This is a genomic window from Dysgonomonas sp. GY617, assembly GCF_015233815.1.
Classification (GTDB): Bacteria; Bacteroidota; Bacteroidia; order Bacteroidales; family Dysgonomonadaceae; genus Dysgonomonas_A.
The window spans coordinates 178,483-195,665 of record NZ_JADCLR010000006.1; the positions used below are offsets into that span (position 1 = coordinate 178,483).

The window sequence follows — 17,183 nt, forward strand, 5'->3', positions numbered from 1 at the left end:
AAATCTTACTTCCTTATCTTAATTTATAATTAGCTCTTTATTTCTCTTACCACCAACGAGGATCTCCAGGTTGCTTATCGCCACCTATACTAGTATCCTTAATCTTGAAATTACCGGTTGATGGATCAGTAAATAAATTGGTAGAAGTATTATTATAATCTGATACTCCCCTCAATGGATAACCCGAAGCAACTGTATAATCGGTTGTTCTGTATGAGTCAGAAACAAATGCCGATTCTATCTTAGGATTGGTTGCACGTGTAGAAACAGAAGCATCTGATGCAGCAAATAAACAGTTGTTTATAGCTAATTGACCTGCCATATTAGCAGCCTTTCCATCAAAGTTTATAATATATTTATCCTTTGCCTGTGCATCATAGAATGTACAGCGATCAATGCTTACTGCTCCCGGTTTTGCCTTGCAAGTAATAACATTTGTATTGTTCAGTTTATATACTGTACTATTTGTCAAGTTAATACTTCCTACTGATACAGCTGCAGCATCAATAGATACAAGACCATAGCTTCCAATATTTGTAATTATACAATTGTCTATATCAATCAGTCCCACAGTTAATGCTGCACGCATACGGATTATTCCTCTAAATGAAGATATATCACAATTATCCATTTTGAATTCAGAGATTGATCTTGCAGTAGTCGGATTATCATTTAATACATAATCGGCCGCAGCATCAGTTCCCGAAACCTCCATGTTGTGTATCCAGATTTTAAAGTTCGACACCGAATTATCCAACTTTATTTCTTTGAAGTTAATAGAAGCTTTGCCCTCACCTGCTAGTCCCCATAAAGTAAGAGACTTGATGTGTGCAGGAAGTGTCCAAGCATCACCTATCTCAAATTTTGCAGTAGTAGGAATTACCAACACAACCTCAGTATCTGTTATAGCGTTTAAGAAGTCAACAATATTTTCAGTTCCTTTCATGACATATTGTTTTCCATCACCCGATATTTTTTGAGCAGTAGTAAACGTTTTTGCTCCCTTTCTTTTCTCTCCGTTATAAATTTCAATACTGTATGCTGTATTCTGCTTAAGGTCTTTTAATTCGAATTTACTCTCAGATATCTCTGATGCTGATAGTTTTATTTCTTTCTTATTAAGGCCTCCTCCTGATAATAAAATATGAGTTACTTCTGATTCGGCTTCCCATGTTACAGTTGCCGAACTTTCTGTAATATCACCTACTGCATTTAAAATCTGCTCACCGGGAGTTTTAAAAGTTAAAGCTACCCATCTAGACTCTGGTAAATTGTTATTCGACGTTACCTTCATACGTACAGAGTATCTGATCTCAGGATCGAGCTTTTTTACTGTAGTGATGTATAACTTTGAAACAGATGTAGAATCGAGAACAATATCTTCAACTGGTATTTCAACAGTATTAGTTATTGTCTTGAACTCTAAACTATCCTTACTAAATTCTAAAACATACGATCCTGCATGAGGAACACTCGAAAAAACGAGATCAATAGATGTAGCTCCGATTCTTGATGTTTCGAAAGTTACAGGACTAAATATCCGATTGTAGCTATCGTCCGTTGCCCAGTCATTTACATCCTCGCAAGATGTGAAACTCACTATGAGTCCTAGAATAAATAGACTACCTAATATATATTTTAATAAAAAATTCTTTTTCATTCGGTTTACTTTTAATGGGTTAATAGCCATAAGAATTTGTAACAATTCCTTGGTAATCACCAATCACACTACTATGAATAGGGTATAAATAACGGTTAGCACATACACCATTATTATCTTTGAAGAGTCCTGAACTAAATAGCTGTATTCTTTCTTTATAGCTTCTTTTATTGTCATCCGAAAATCCCGACATCCATTTCACTTTAGTATATCCTCTTGCCTTTAATTGATTGTCATCTAAGGCCTCCAATTCAGTATTTACTGCGTAATAGCTTGTACTGTCTTTATCGATGTTCTCTCTATCCGCTTTGTATTTGTAGTATAAATTCTGAGGTATTGATGTATATTCTTTATCAAATATGCGGGCAGTTCCTCCGTCAATCATAGCTTGGAATGCACTGCGTTGATCTAAGATTTTTTCCTCTAACAGATTCCAACGAATAAGGTCAAATTTGCGAATAGCTTCTCCTCCAAACTCCCACGCACGCTCATTTATTAGAGCTTTGAAAAATTGTTCTTTGGATGATAAGTTATTCACATAATCCGCTACATTCTTCGACTCATCTTTTGTTCCGGCAAAGGCTCTCGCACGTACCTCTTTCAACGCATTTTTGGCAGCATCCGTAGGTCCGTTTAGCTCATTTTCGGTTTCGGCAAACATCAATAACACATCAGCATATCTCATATTGATCCAGTTTACACCATATCCCCATTTACCATTTGCGTCTTTGTTTTGATCCAGCCACTTCGTATTTTCAGCCATCCAACGTTGATCCCACTTCGCAAAGTTGTACGATAGCGGATTACTTTGAAATACCTCTTTCTGATCGCCACTCGCATTACTATACGCTACTGTAGCAATCGTAGCATCCCTACGAGGATCTTGTGGTTCGAAAGAGTAATAATAGTAAGCACTTGTATTTACAACATTCGAGTTATTGCCATATCCATATTTGGTATTAGTATAAAATCTCACACCAATACTATATCCTATTTCTCCACTTTGACTTAAACCTAGTGCTACTTCATAAAGGTTTTCGCCATTAACACCATCGGTCTTCAATGCACACACATCTTTCCAAATATCTACGTAGTTAGATTTCAATCTATATTTGCCACCACTTATTATCTCCTGACACTGTGTATGTGCAATCTTATAATATTCGAGATAGTCTGATCTTCTTTCTGTTGGATATCCCGGTTTATCTCTCAAAGAATACCCTCCCCTAGTTAATGCTATACGAGCGATCAGTCCTTTTACAAAACCCTTACTGATTCTTTCGGCACTAGAATAAGATACCGAACCGGCACTCTCTCCTACCCAAGGCACATCTTTTTCTATTGACAAAAGTTCTGTTATTAAAAACTCACAGATTGAATCTCTATCTGTTTTAGGCAGGTATACATTCGATAAGTCATTTTTGGTTGGTTCTGTTTTAAAGGGAACATCACCCCAGTGTTTAACCAGTTCATAATATCCCATAGCTCTTAGAGTTTTGGCTTCTCCCAGCAAAGTTTTCATTGCTGCTTTTTCTTTGTCGGTACCTAACATCAGAGGACTATTTTCGATACCTTGAATCACCAAATTAGAACGTTCGATCATTTGATAGATTCTCGTCCAAATAAGTGTTGAATTTCCAGCAGTTGCATAATAGTTTGAAACTCCCCTATTTGTATTCTGATTGTAACTCGCCTCATCAGCTCCTACAAATTCTATATCATTATTGGTACTCCAGTTTATTGATAAACGTTGTGCATACATCTGTGCATCTGCTATACGATCATAAATACCTTTCACGGCAGACTCGGAGTAATAGACAGAAGTATATATCGTTTCGTCTGTCATCTTCGAATCACTGCTTGTTTCCAGAAAATCGTTACAAGATGAAAACACCAACGAAAAAGCTGCTATGTATATATATATTAGTTTTCTCATTATACTCGTTTTTTTAGAATGTTATGTTTATACCACCTACAAATGTTTTGGATTTTGGGTATGCAGAATAGTCTACCCCCGGAGTAAACGGACTGTCTTTGTCGCGTGTACTCACCTCAGGATCTGGTCCCGAATAATTTGTCCAACAATACAGATTATAACCTGTGGCGTATATACGTAGTGATTCTATCAGCCACTTTTTAGTCATCTTTTTGGGTAATGTATAACCAAATGTCAAATTATTTAGTCTAAGGAAAGATCCGTCCTCAATTGCCCATGAATGAAGAGTGGTAGTAGTCATCATCGGATGCCACATTGTTTTACCTGCATTCAGTTCTTGTAAAAGAGCAGGATTGGCATTCTTTCCCGAATAGATATTATTTCCTGTTGAAGGGTCAATCGTTGTAAAACGATTTTCTAGAGCCATAATAGAAGATAAATTCTGATTTTTACGTGTTAGTAAAAATGAAGTATTATCTAATTTGTTAGCATTATAAATATCATTACCATACGACCAATTGAAAAATACAGAGGCATCGAATCCTTTATAAGTAGAATTAAAACCAAAACCACCTGTATGTTTAGGAAGCGCATTTCCTATAACCTTTCTATCGTTTTCAGTTATTTTATCAGTACCATCATCAGCTATTTTCTTTAGCTTCAATGCTCCGGGTCCGAAATAACTACCATTACTAATTAAGGAACTGTTATCAGCAACGCCTTCATTAATAACCCATACGTTTTTGCTTTGATCCCAAGTAAAATCATCAAAGCTGTACATTCCGTCAGTAACATAGCCATACATCTGACCTAGAGGACTTCCTTCTTCGATCAAGAAATCGTAAGTAGGCTCTGCTTGACCATTCCAGCCCGATCCGTATAATTTAGATTTAGTATTACCATTCGAAAACTTATCAACCTTGTTTTTATTGAATGCAATATTGAATGTTCCCGACAGTGTAAAGTCTTTATTATCTATGATGTAAGCATTCACCGAAAACTCAAGACCTCTGTTAGAAGTTTGTCCAATATTCTGATATTGCCCATCATATCCCGATGTTGTTGGAATTGGAGACCTTACAATCAGATTCTTCGTAATATTATTGTATAAATCGATCGAACCTGAGATTCTGTTTTTGAGTATTCCAAAATCAATACCGAAGTTGCTCGAATAAGTAGTCTCCCAAGTTAAGCCATTACTTTTTAGAGTCGCCGATGGGGTTAATATACTTGTCGCCTTTTCATTGGGATAGAAAACACCAGAGCTTGAAGAGGTATACTCTTGTCTCCAAAACGGATCGACACGTGCATTACCTACAGCTCCATAACTCAATCGAACTTTAAGATTATCTAACCATGAATTTTGAGTGCGAAGAAACTCTTCTTCAGACGCTCTCCACGCCAATGCTCCCCCCGGAAAGAATCCCCAAAATAAACCAGGACCAAATACACTAATACCATCTTGACGTGCAGTAAAAGTCATCAAATATTTATCTTTCAAGTTATAGTTAACACGACCGAAGAATGAAGACATTCTTTGTGGTTCTCCAAGACTAGTTACTATAGGTTCGGCTTGACCATTATTCATCGCAGCCAATACTTCTTTTGCGGAAAAATCTACCGGAAAATATCTTGCTTCTACAATCTTTCTATTCATCACTCTTTCGCTAAGCTCCTGCCCTGCCAAAACATCAAACTGATGAATTTTATTCAGATTGAAGTTATAAGATAGAGTATTAATTAAACGCCAATCATGACCTTTGTCATCTGTTATTCTGGCTACAGGTTGCCCTGCATATGTTTTAGAAACACCCGTTCCGCTTGTCCAAACATTATCGGTATTGTTTTTCAAGAACGCATAACTAAAGGTACTAGAGAATCTTAGTTTATTGATAATGTCCCAATTAAGACCCGCAATATAAGTGTTATTGAATTTATTTACTTTCTTATATTCATTAGTAATATCGTCAACCGGATTATTCAGTGCGCTATTAATACCTGCCTGATCATCGTCATCGCTATTAGAAGGGTCTAATCCTGCCAATCCTTTCGTTGGACTATATTTTACGGCATTGCGTAACTTTGTATTAGAGCCTGAACCTGCTGAAACACTAGGTCCTGTGATAACCTCATTCGTAACGCGGACATTAAAATTCATACTCAGATTATCCTTTATCTGACTGCTTACTTTAAAGTTTACATTATCGCGCTTATAGCCCGAATTTATCATAATATAATCCTCATCGTTACGAGTAAGGCTCAAGCTATACAAAGCCGCTTTGTTACCGCCCGATACACCAACATTATAATATTGTTGCGTACCTGTATTTCCAAACACCTTGTCTTGCCAATTGATTCCGGGATCAGATTTATAAATATCCAGATCTTGGAATCGTCCATATAGTTTCTGAAACGAAGTAGTTTGATCTAGCTCATGTTGATAATATACATACTCATAAGGGCTAAGAACTTCGATAAAATCGTTTGTCTTTTTTGCTCCGTAAGAAGCATTGAATGTGACAGAAATTTTTCCTTCTCTCCCGCTTTTGGTTGTAATAAGAATAACCCCATTCGCACCATTTGCTCCATAAATAGCAGTAGAAGCAGCATCCTTCAATACATCGATGGAAGCTATATCAGAAGGAGGAATATCTGTGATAGTACTTACGATGATTCCATCAACCACATATAGTGGTGCATTATCCTGAGAGATAGATGTACCACCACGTACTCTGATACGTATATCAGCATCCGGAGATCCTTCTGCAGCTACAACACTTACCCCTGCCAAACGACCGGTAAGAGCTTCAGCAGCCGAAGCAATAGGTAAATCTTTCAATGATTTTTCGGAAATAGAAGCAACAGATCCTGTTAGATCCCTCTTCTTTACTGTTCCATAACCGATAACCACAACCTCATCCAATTCCGAGTGATTATCTTCCATAACTATATCAACAACTGCACCTGCAATAGGTACTTCTTTTGATATCATTCCAATATAAGAAGCTACAAGAGTTTTTGCCCCCGTAGCCACAGAAAGAGTATACTTTCCATCAAGATCGGTAATTGTACCTGTGCTTACGCCTTTTACAGCCACAGAAACACCGATTAATGCTTCTCCTTTGGTATCTGTTACCGTACCGCTTACCATCTTCTGTTGAGCATATATATTTTGCCCGTATAGAAAACAGAACAGAGTACAAACCAGAACCAAAATTTTAATACTTGTTTTTTGCATGGTTATTCAAATATGTTTAATTAGGTTAACACTTTAGTTTAGATTAACAGTTAAGTAGTTCGATTCAACTGCAATGTTAATTTATATTATTTACGAACATAGGGGATATTTTGACTAGAAGGGGTGGGAAATCTGATATTGCCCTGCAAAAGCATCAAAATAACCTATCCGAATAATTGATAAGAAGCACACTCACGTACAATATAGAAATGTCTGAGGAGGCAACTAGAGCACCTTTTGCGTAACATTATAAGAGAACCACTTCTCTAAACCCATCCAAAAAGTCAACAAAACAGGGGGATAAATACTCTTAGAAGCGGGGTCAAATTGATTTATTAGTTGATCTATTCCCCATTTTTCGAGAAACAAAGTTATATTTGTGAACAGTCTATACCAATCAAATGATAAACCTACGTTTTCTTACGTTGATCTTCTTTTTTACGATCAACATAACCTTATTCTCGCAACCAAAATGTTATTTCGAACATTATGGAGCAGATGATGGACTTCCTCAGCATACCGTTATGGATATTCTTCAGGATAAGAAAGGTTTTATGTGGTTTTCTACGTGGGATGGGCTCAGCAAATTTGATGGCTATAAGTTCTACACCTATAAGATTCAGGCAGGGGATGCATATCACATGAGAAGTAACCGTATCGATTACATCTACGAAGATCAATATGGTTATATCTGGACACTGTCTTATGACAGAGAAGCACATCGATTCGATCCTAAAACTGAGCGTTTCATGGGAATCAGATCTTTGGAAGAATACAAAGATTTCAATTTTACAACTACATCAATTCTTCCCATGCCATCGGGAAAAGTTTGGCTTCTTTCCGAAAAAATGGGATGCGTTTCTATCACAGGTTCAGCATTCGATGTTCAAATATTTAATATCCAGAATAAAAGCATACAAGCCAATCAGGTATATAGTATTCATGAAGATAAAAATAAAACATCATGGCTACTTACAGATAATGGGCTATATAGTGTTTCGGAAGATGGCAAAACGATCAGCAGTCATTTTGCAGAAAAAGAATACAACGAAAACAAACCCATGCAGAGTTTCTATTCAGCCATGGAGATTAACAATCAGATTTGGTTTGGCTCGGATAATGGACGAATATGGATTTACAACAAAAAAGATGGGCAATTCAGCCTCTTCGAAACACATTCTCCTTCAAGGATAAAGCAATTAGAAAACATTGATAATAATCAGATCTTAATAGCCACAAATAGTGATGGCTTTTTCATATACGATTCTAAAAAAGAAGATCTCAAAAAATTCACGACAAAGAATTTACCGGCTATGCCTGTCAATGATATAGTATCGTGCTACATCGACAAATCAAACAATATATGGTTCGAATTAAATTATCAGGGAGTATCACGATTCGACATCAAAACACAGACTATAAAACATCTGGCTACTAAAACAGAGAATTTCAGCTCGATTGTCTTTCCTCCCAATTTCTTCATTTTCGAAGACAATGAGAATCGTATTTGGGTACATCCTCGAGGGGGTGGATTTGCATTGTACGACCCTATAAGAGAAGCATTAGTGCCTTTTTATAACGAACCGTCTTCTCCAACATGGCGATTTTCGGACATGCTTCATGCAGGGTTTTCAGACAAGCAGGGAAACCTCTGGCTAAGTACCCGATCTCATGGTTTAGAAAAGATAATATTCAACAACGATGTATTCAAATCGACCATTGTTGATAACAATACTCACTCAACCATTAACAATGATGTTCGCTGTATTTTTGAAGATAGCAACCAAAATTTATGGGTATCAGCTAAAGGAGGAAAGCTCTTTGTCTACGATTCAACTCGTACCCAAATTGGCTATTTATGTAAGAATGGCAAAATAGAGTATGGGGAATCAATAGACGGTATATGTTATGCTATGCTAGAAGATGACGAAAAAAACATATGGGTAGGCACCAAAGGCGAGGGTATATACAAACTCACTCCTATAAAAGACTCTAAACAGTATAAGATAACTCAATATAAAAACTCGCCTAACGACCTTTACAGCCTTAGTCACAACAGTATATACAGTCTATTTCAGGATGTAAAAAAGCGAATATGGGTCGGAACCTATGGAGGGGGACTCAATCTGATTGATCCCAATGAAGAGGGACGATTTATCAATTATAAAAACAATCTGAAAAATTATCCAAATCAACTAGGTTATCAGATTCGAATAATTTCATCAGACAAATATGGTAATATATGTGTTGGAACAACCTTCGGACTGATTATGTTCTCGCCTAACTTCGAGTCCGTTAGTTCTATTGACTATAAATCATACAGCAGAATCCCCAATGACAATAATAGCCTGAGTGGAAACGACATATATGACATCTGTACGACTAAAACAGGAGAGACATATTTGGCTACATTTGGTGGTGGACTGAACAAAGTAACAAAAGTAAATGAGAATGGTTTTCCAGAGCAATTTGTATCTTTCACTGCTAAGAACGGATTACCATCTGATGTAATTCTTTCCATTACCGAAGATTACCGAGGTAAGTTGTGGATTACAACAGAAGGAAATCTAACAAAGTTTGATCCCGTTAAAACATCATTCGAGACATATAGTGAGATCAACCGATTGATTGAAGGACAGAATTTTTCAGAAGGAGCTCGTTACGAGGCTAAATCAGGAATCATATATTTTGGATTCTCAAAAGGTTTTATCTCCATAAATCCCGATAAGATCAATGATAATACTTTTAGACCCTATGTAGCACTTACAAACCTACAGATATCAAACAAAAGTCAATCCATTGGAGAAGACTCTCCTTTGGGCATCAATATTGACGATGCTACATCACTAGTTCTAAATTACAAACAGAATTTTATAAGTATAGAGTTTGCTGCCTTAGATTACATTGAACCTAAGCGAATTATGTATGCATATAAACTGGATGGTTTTGACGAAGATTGGATAATAACAAAAGATCAACGCATAGCCAACTATACAAACTTATCGCCCGGCGAATACACATTCCGAGTAAAATCTACTAACAGCGATGGTATATGGACTGACAATGAACATGTTTTAGAAATAAAAATTACGCCTTCTTTCTGGCAAACAGGTTGGGCTTATTTCTTATATTTCAGTCTCTTTATAGCTGCCCTTTTCATTATTTTACGAGCAATATTTCTTTATTATCGATTAAGAGACAGAGTCAAATTAGAACAAGAGCAAACCGAAATGAAGACTCGTTTCTTCACTGATATTTCGCACGAAATACGCACTCCTCTTACAATGATAGTATCTCCTGTGGAGAATATTATTGAAGATAAAAAGACGCCTTCGGAGGTGAAAACCCAACTTCAATTGGTATTAAAAAATGCCAATAGAATGCTCGATATGGTAAATCAAATTCTAGATTTCAGAAAAATACAAAAGAAAAAACTCAATATTCAACAAACAAACATAGGCTCTTATATAGCATCTATTTGCGATAATTTCTATGACGCTGCAGCCGAACAAAAGATAAAGCTAAATGTAGAAAACAGGGCAGGTGATACTAAAATATGGGTAGATAGAGACAGTATCGAAAAACTCATGTTCAACCTACTTTCGAATGCCTTAAAACACACTCCTGCGGGTAAAAACATCGACATACTTATTTCCGATGTATCTAAAGACAACACCGTATTACTTCAAATAAAAGATGAAGGAAGAGGAATGACCAAAGAGATTCTTAATAAACTGTTCACTCGTTTTGCCTCCTTCAATCTCGATAAGAATAAACCAAGCACGGGTATCGGCTTATCCATTGTAAAAGAAGTTGTAGACAAACATCACGCTAGTATTTCGGTTTCGAGTGAAGTTGATAAAGGCACTTGTTTTACAATTAAATTTTTGACAGGTATACAACATTTTGAAAACGATGACAATATTATCTGTGTATATAATGAGATTGAGAAAGAGCAAGCACCTATCTCTTCTGATAAAAATACAGAAGAAAACAACAGCAATAATACGATTGAATTAACCGAAGAACCACCACAAAGAGAAACGGTACTTATAGTAGAAGACGACTCTGATTTGAGACAGTTTATAAGAACTATTTTAGAGGCTCATTATGATATATTAGAAGCCGCCAACGGAAAAGAAGGTTACGACAGTGCAATAACCAATCTGCCCGAATTCATTCTCAGCGATATTATGATGCCTGAGATGGATGGTGTAGAATTACTCCAAAACATTAGAAAAAATGCAGAAACGAGTCATATTCCCTTCATATTGCTTACAGCTAAAACCGATATTGAAAGTAAGTTATCGGGACTCGATTATGGTGCAGACGATTATATAACAAAGCCTTTTAGCGTAAAATACCTCAGAGCGAGAATCGATAATATAATAGAACAACGTAAAAGATTATACGATTTTTATTCAATAGGCAAACAGTCTCCTGCCTCTAGCTCTGCTTTGCCAACAGAGAAATTAGAGACCGAACATCAAATCACTCAACAAGATGAGTTATTCATCAAGAAGATTAAAGAGGTTATTGAAAAAAACATCGATAACAGTGATTTCCTCATCGACAATCTTGTAGCCGAATTAGCTATGAGCCGCACTGTCTTCTTTAAAAAACTAAAAAGCCTTACAGGTCTTGCCCCTATTGAATTTATTAGGGATATTAAAATTAAGTATGCAGCACGCTTAATAGAATCTCAACAATATACCATAAAAGAAGTATCCTTTATGATCGGAATATCCGACACTAAATATTTCACCCAATGTTTCAAAAAAATATTCAATATGACCCCAAGTGAATATAAGAATATAAAAAAAGACTTGTAAAACGGCTCAATTCGCTTATACTTAAGTAAATTTTCTTACTTTCGTCAAATTATTTCTCTATTACACTGAAAAACATCGTCCCTTTAGCCGAGTATCGGTAAATACTTAATGAGATATTATTCAACTATAATAACCATTGTGTTTACGATTACCAAAGCAACAAGAGACTTTGACGCCTTAAATCTACGGGGTATAATTAATCAAAGTCAAAATATCCCCCATATCCTAACAGGCTCATCAATATATTTGTAATAAGAGGGTAATAAAACCTTAATAAATCTGAATCAGGTCAAAAAATGCATGAACAAGGTCAAAAATGACATTCTCTTATATTTGAGTTATTCTACCTTTGTTTGCCAATAGAGTTTACACTTTAGATCTGATATACTTTAGTTTAACATACCATGAATAAACTTACGAATATGAATATTTTTCGTTTTTCTCATCAAGGTGTATTGATGATTACCACTCTGCTATTGTCATCTAGCCTATCAGTCAACAAAGCATTCTCTCAAACAAAAGATTTGATCATTGAGAATAAAGGTTCAAAGTCTATTGTAGATTATACTTTGGAAGTTCCCGTATCTGATTTAAAACTTCCTTTAGGCAATTATATTGGAATTCTTCCAGACAATAGTATTGTTCCTGTTGAGATCTGTACTGATATAAATAATAAAGAACTAGCAATTCTTCCTATTAGTAAATTGAATGCAGGAGAGAAGCAAACTATCAAAATACAAAGAGGCTCAAGCAACTTATACCCAAAACGTACCTATGCCGAATTGGCGCATAAAATAGGTGGAAATTTTGAAGGCAATAAGTATGTGGGCGTACACTCTTGGGTAAAACCCAATAAAATCACACTTCCCGGCAGTTTCACCGACCACTCATATTATATAAAATACGAAGGTCCGGGATGGGAAAGCGATAAGGTTGCTTTTCGTTTTTATCTAGATAATCGCAATGCAATTGATGTATTCGGAAAAAAGACTACAGGTATTGTACTTCCTGCTGTGGGAGTAGATGGTTTTGACAATTATCACAATATGGCGCCTTGGGGAATGGACAATATGAAAGTAGGAAAAGCTTTAGGTATAGGATCTATAGCCAGTTGGGATGGAACCAAAGCTGTGCGTGTAGATACTAAAGATAGTACTACTTGCTATATACCCGCAGACGGAAAAATTCGCTCACAAGTAAAAACCATTTATTACGGATGGAGTGCTAATGGAGTAAAGTGCAATCTAACTTCATTAATCTCAATTGATGCAGGAAGTAGAGCTTCACACATGGAATTACTTGTTGACAAAGCTGTACCGAATATAGCTACGGGAATTATCAAAGATAAAAATTCGGAGCTTATTGTTAGTAATGATAAAAACAGCGAATGGTCATATATTGCAACTTTCGGAAAACAAAGTCTTAATAATGACATGCAAGGTTTGGCTGTTTTTGCAAGAACCAAGCAGATAAAAGAAATTACAACAGACGAACTAAACCATGTACTTGTTCTTACTCCTCAGAACAATACTGTTGAATATTACTTTATGCCAACATGGGAACTAGATTCTGAACCTGTTGTAACTAAGGCTGATTTCTTGAAATGTATTGATGAAGTACTAAACCGACTAAATAATCAAATACATATTGTCATCAAATAAGATATCAAATCGTTTAAACATTTCAGCAAATAAATAAATTATAAGCTGCTATAACTAGAAAACATATCATCAAATACTTTTAACTACTTAAAAGGACTAAATATCATGAAAAACTTTTTAGACAAAAATTTTGTACTGGAAACAGAAACCGCACAAGCGTTGTATCATGAACATGCAAAAAGCTTACCTATTATTGATTATCACTGCCACTTAGACCCTAAGCTTATTGCTGAAGACTACAAATTCGATAACCTAGGCGAAATATGGTTGGCTGGCGACCACTACAAATGGCGTGCAATGCGTACTAATGGTATAGACGAACGCTTTTGTACAGGAAAAGATACTAGTGATTGGGAGAAATTCGAAAAATGGGCCGAAACAGTACCATATACAATGCGTAATCCACTCTATCACTGGACTCACCTTGAACTAAAAACAGCTTTTGGTGTAGAAAAAATCTTGAAACCAGAGACTGCTAAAGAAATATATGATATATGTACTGCTAAATTGCGTACTCCTGAGTTTTCGGCTCGTGGGTTGATGAAGCACTACAATGTAGAAGCTGTTTGTACCACTGACGACCCGATTGACAGCTTAGAATATCATATCGCACTCAAAAAAGAAGGCTTCCCGGTTAAAGTACTTCCAACATGGCGTCCTGACAAAGCAATGGCAGTAGAAGTAGCTGCTAACTTCAGAGCCTATGTAGAAAAACTATCTGAGGTATCAGGAATCACAATCAGCAACTTTACTGACTTGATTTTAGCATTACGCAAACGTCACGATTTCTTTGCTAGTGTAGGATGTAAATTATCAGACCATGGAATAGAGGAATTTTATGCAGAAGACTATACTCAAAGTGAAATAGATGCAATCTTCAACAAAGTATATTCAGGAAAAGAGCTTACAGGTGCTGAAATCATTAAGTTCAAATCTGCGATGTTAGTTGAAGGGGCTATCATGGACTGGGAGAAAGGATGGACACAACAATTCCATTATGGTGCTATTCGTAACAACAATACCCGTCTGTTTAACCAACTGGGAGCAGATACCGGTTTTGATTCTATCGGAGACTTTACGATTGCTAAAAACATGTCAAAATTCTTCAATAGACTAGATACAGATAACAAACTAGCCAAAACCATTATATACAATCTTAACCCACGCGATAATGATCTGATTGCCACCATGATTGGTAATTTCCAAGATGGATCGGTAGCCGGAAAAATACAATTCGGTTCAGGATGGTGGTTCTTAGATCAAAAAACAGGCATGGAAGCCCAAATGAATTCATTATCTAACCTTGGATTATTAAGCCGTTTTGTTGGTATGCTAACCGATTCTCGCAGTTTCTTGTCATACCCAAGACATGAATACTTTAGAAGAATACTTTGTAACCTGATAGGTAATGATGTAGAACAAGGCTTACTACCTTCTTCTGAATTACCATTTTTAGGACAATTAGTAGAAGATGTATCTTATTACAATGCTAAGAACTTCTTTAACTTCTAAGTTCACAACCTTCTAACAAAAAAATAATAACCCATCAAAGGTCCATGACCTTAATCCATTAAATCATATGAAAAAAGTAGTGACTTTCGGAGAAATCATGCTAAGACTATCATCTCCCGGCTATCAACGCTTTATACAATCCAATAACCTAAATGCCACCTTCGGAGGCGGTGAAGCCAACGTAGCCGTATCCCTATCCAATTACGGCATACCCACCGATTTTGTAACCCGTCTACCCAAAAATGACATAGCAGAATGGTGCATATCAGACCTTCGAAAATACAACGTAGGAGTAAATAACATACAAAGAGGCGGAGACCGAGTAGGCATCTACTTCCTCGAAACAGGAGCCGTAGCCAGAGCCTCCAAAGTAGTCTATGACAGAGCAGGATCAGCCATAGCCGAAATCCAACCCGGAATGATCAACTGGAGAGAAATCTTCAAAGACGCCCAATGGTTTCACTGGACAGGAATAACACCCGCCCTATCACAAGGAGCAGCAGACGCCTGCCTAGAAGCTATCAAAATAGCCAATGAAATGGGAGTAACCGTATCAACCGATCTAAACTACCGTAAAAACCTTTGGAAATACGGAAAAACAGCCGATCAGGTAATGCCCGCACTCGTAGAAGGATGTGACATCATACTGGGAAATGAAGAAGACGCAGAAAAAGTATTCGGTATCAAACCCGAAGGATTTGACGTAGCTCACACAGGCGGAGAAGTTAATGCAGCAGAATTCGAATCCGTATGTACCCAAATGATGAAAAGATTCCCCAGAGCCAAGAAAGTAATTATTACTCTAAGAGGTTCTATCAATGCCAATCATAATACATGGGGAGGTTGTCTATATTCAGACAAGCTATATCAATCAAAACGGTATGATATTAGCCATATTGTAGACCGTGTAGGTGGTGGTGATTCATTTATGGGAGGACTGGTTTACGGACTAATCACTTATCCTAAAGACGATCAACAAGCTCTTGAATTTGCGGTTGCTGCTTCGTGCTTGAAACATACCATTTATGGGGATTACAATCTGGTAACTGTTGCCGAAGTTGAGAACCTTATGAAAGGTGATGGTTCGGGAAGGGTATCCAGATAAAAAATTGGCAGTAAGTATTTAACTCCACATTATTTAATAATAACAAACAGTTACACTTACAATTGTCAAAGTAATAAATAGGTCTAAGACCTTAAAGTTAGAATAAAAAAAATGCAAGATCAATTTTCCCTAAAAGATAAAGTAGCCTTAATTACAGGAGGAACTTACGGAATAGGGATGGCTATGGCACAAGCCTTAGGTAAAGCCGGAGCCACTATTACATTTAATGCAAGAAGTGAAGATAAAGTAAGAGAAGCAGAGCTAGAGTGCAGAGCTTTAGGATTGGATGCATATGGTTATACTTGTGATGTAACCGTTGAATCTCAAGTCCGATTAATGGTAAGCGATATTTCGCAAAAACATGGAGATATTGACATTTTGGTAAATAATGCAGGAATCATCAAAAGAATTCCAGCTTTAGAAATGTCAGTAGAAGATTTCAATGAAGTCATAAATGTTGATTTAACAGGTCCTTTCATTGTATCAAAAGCGGTAGCTCCGGGAATGATACGCAAAGGAGGAGGCAAAATAATCAACATCTGCTCCATGATGAGCGAATTGGGTAGAGAAACTGTAACAGCCTATGCAGCGGCAAAAGGAGGTCTGAAAATGTTGACTAAAAATTTAGCTTGTGAATGGGCTGAATACAATATACAAGTCAATGGCATAGGACCAGGTTATATTGCAACTCCCCAAACAGCAGCATTGAGAGAAGAAGGAAACCCATTTAATGATTTCATAATGGCTAAAACTCCGGCTGCACGCTGGGGAACACCTGAAGATCTTGAAGGACCAACTGTTTTCTTAGCCTCTAAAGCATCCGATTTTATCAATGGTCACATACTATATGTAGATGGAGGGATTCTTGCTTATATCGGAAAACAACCCAAGTAAGGTATTAAACCTGCTTAAATAAGAATATAAAAGGTAGATATGCATAGTTTATTTTAGATTGTAGCATAGTTATTTCGGTTATAAATGATTAGTGTACTGCATATCTACTTTTATAAAAAAAAGGAAATAAAAAAAAAGTTCAACATATGTCACGATTCAGCCGCATCGAAGCCTGTCAAGCCATGGCCAGCACAGGAATGGTTCCCGTCTTTTACAACAACGACCTGGAAACCAGCAAACAAGTAGTCAAAGCCTGTTACCAAGGAGGCGTTAGAGCCTTCGAATTCACCAACAGAGGAGACTTCGCACACGAAATATTCGCCGAACTAGTCAAATGGTCAGCCC

General features: G+C 36.7%; 8 protein-coding genes and 1 pseudogene. 6 read left to right on the forward strand and 3 right to left on the reverse strand.

The window, feature by feature from the left end; all coding sequences use genetic code 11:
* Nucleotides 1-46 precede the first annotated feature (46 nt).
* From IR022_RS07080 to IR022_RS07090, 3 genes are read right to left on the reverse strand one after another with little or no spacing between them, the layout of a single operon-like run.
* Nucleotides 47-1,660 (reverse strand): DUF5123 domain-containing protein, encoded by a 1,614-nt coding sequence (locus tag IR022_RS07080; protein WP_194203180.1) that lies wholly within the window; start codon nucleotides 1,658-1,660, stop codon nucleotides 47-49.
* Nucleotides 1,661-1,679: 19 nt separating this feature from the next.
* Nucleotides 1,680-3,596 (reverse strand): RagB/SusD family nutrient uptake outer membrane protein, encoded by a 1,917-nt coding sequence (locus tag IR022_RS07085; protein ID WP_194203181.1) that lies wholly within the window; start codon nucleotides 3,594-3,596, stop codon nucleotides 1,680-1,682.
* 13 nt (nucleotides 3,597-3,609) lie between these two features.
* Nucleotides 3,610-6,834: a SusC/RagA family TonB-linked outer membrane protein gene (locus tag IR022_RS07090; RefSeq protein ID WP_194203182.1), complete on the reverse strand. Its 3,225-nt coding sequence runs from the start codon at nucleotides 6,832-6,834 to the stop codon at nucleotides 3,610-3,612.
* Between the two features lie 401 nt (nucleotides 6,835-7,235).
* On the opposite strand from IR022_RS07090, the gene IR022_RS07095 reads away from it, so the two are divergent.
* From IR022_RS07095 to IR022_RS19940, 6 genes and pseudogenes are all read left to right on the forward strand, one after another.
* A complete protein-coding gene (locus IR022_RS07095; RefSeq protein WP_194203183.1) occupies nucleotides 7,236-11,666 on the forward strand; it encodes a two-component regulator propeller domain-containing protein in 4,431 nt (1,476 codons plus the stop codon).
* A gap of 404 nt (nucleotides 11,667-12,070) precedes the next feature.
* Nucleotides 12,071-13,327 (forward strand): DUF4861 family protein, encoded by a 1,257-nt coding sequence (locus tag IR022_RS07100; RefSeq protein ID WP_194203184.1) that lies wholly within the window; start codon nucleotides 12,071-12,073, stop codon nucleotides 13,325-13,327.
* A gap of 105 nt (nucleotides 13,328-13,432) precedes the next feature.
* Complete coding sequence (uxaC, locus tag IR022_RS07105; RefSeq protein ID WP_050709869.1) at nucleotides 13,433-14,839, forward strand: glucuronate isomerase; 1,407 nt, start codon at nucleotides 13,433-13,435, stop codon at nucleotides 14,837-14,839.
* Nucleotides 14,840-14,906: 67 nt separating this feature from the next.
* On the forward strand, nucleotides 14,907-15,944 hold the full coding sequence (locus tag IR022_RS07110) for a sugar kinase (RefSeq protein ID WP_194203185.1): 1,038 nt from the start codon (nucleotides 14,907-14,909) through the stop codon (nucleotides 15,942-15,944).
* 111 nt (nucleotides 15,945-16,055) lie between these two features.
* Nucleotides 16,056-16,838: a gluconate 5-dehydrogenase gene (locus IR022_RS07115; protein ID WP_050709973.1), complete on the forward strand. Its 783-nt coding sequence runs from the start codon at nucleotides 16,056-16,058 to the stop codon at nucleotides 16,836-16,838.
* 146 nt (nucleotides 16,839-16,984) lie between these two features.
* A pseudogene (locus IR022_RS19940) lies at nucleotides 16,985-17,183 on the forward strand (bifunctional 4-hydroxy-2-oxoglutarate aldolase/2-dehydro-3-deoxy-phosphogluconate aldolase); the annotation flags it as partial.

Excerpts from the sequence above, each read along its gene's own strand:
- IR022_RS07100 (WP_194203184.1), top strand. The coding sequence starts at position 12,071 with ATGAATAAACTTACGAATATGAATATTTTTCGTTTTTCTCATCAAGGT.
- uxaC (WP_050709869.1), top strand. The coding sequence starts at position 13,433 with ATGAAAAACTTTTTAGACAAAAATTTTGTACTGGAAACAGAAACCGCA.
- IR022_RS07080 (WP_194203180.1), bottom strand. The coding sequence starts at position 1,660 with ATGAAAAAGAATTTTTTATTAAAATATATATTAGGTAGTCTATTTATT.
- IR022_RS07110 (WP_194203185.1), top strand. The coding sequence starts at position 14,907 with ATGAAAAAAGTAGTGACTTTCGGAGAAATCATGCTAAGACTATCATCT.
- IR022_RS07095 (WP_194203183.1), top strand. The coding sequence starts at position 7,236 with ATGATAAACCTACGTTTTCTTACGTTGATCTTCTTTTTTACGATCAAC.
- IR022_RS07115 (WP_050709973.1), top strand. The coding sequence starts at position 16,056 with ATGCAAGATCAATTTTCCCTAAAAGATAAAGTAGCCTTAATTACAGGA.
- IR022_RS07090 (WP_194203182.1), bottom strand. The coding sequence starts at position 6,834 with ATGCAAAAAACAAGTATTAAAATTTTGGTTCTGGTTTGTACTCTGTTC.
- IR022_RS07085 (WP_194203181.1), bottom strand. The coding sequence starts at position 3,596 with ATGAGAAAACTAATATATATATACATAGCAGCTTTTTCGTTGGTGTTT.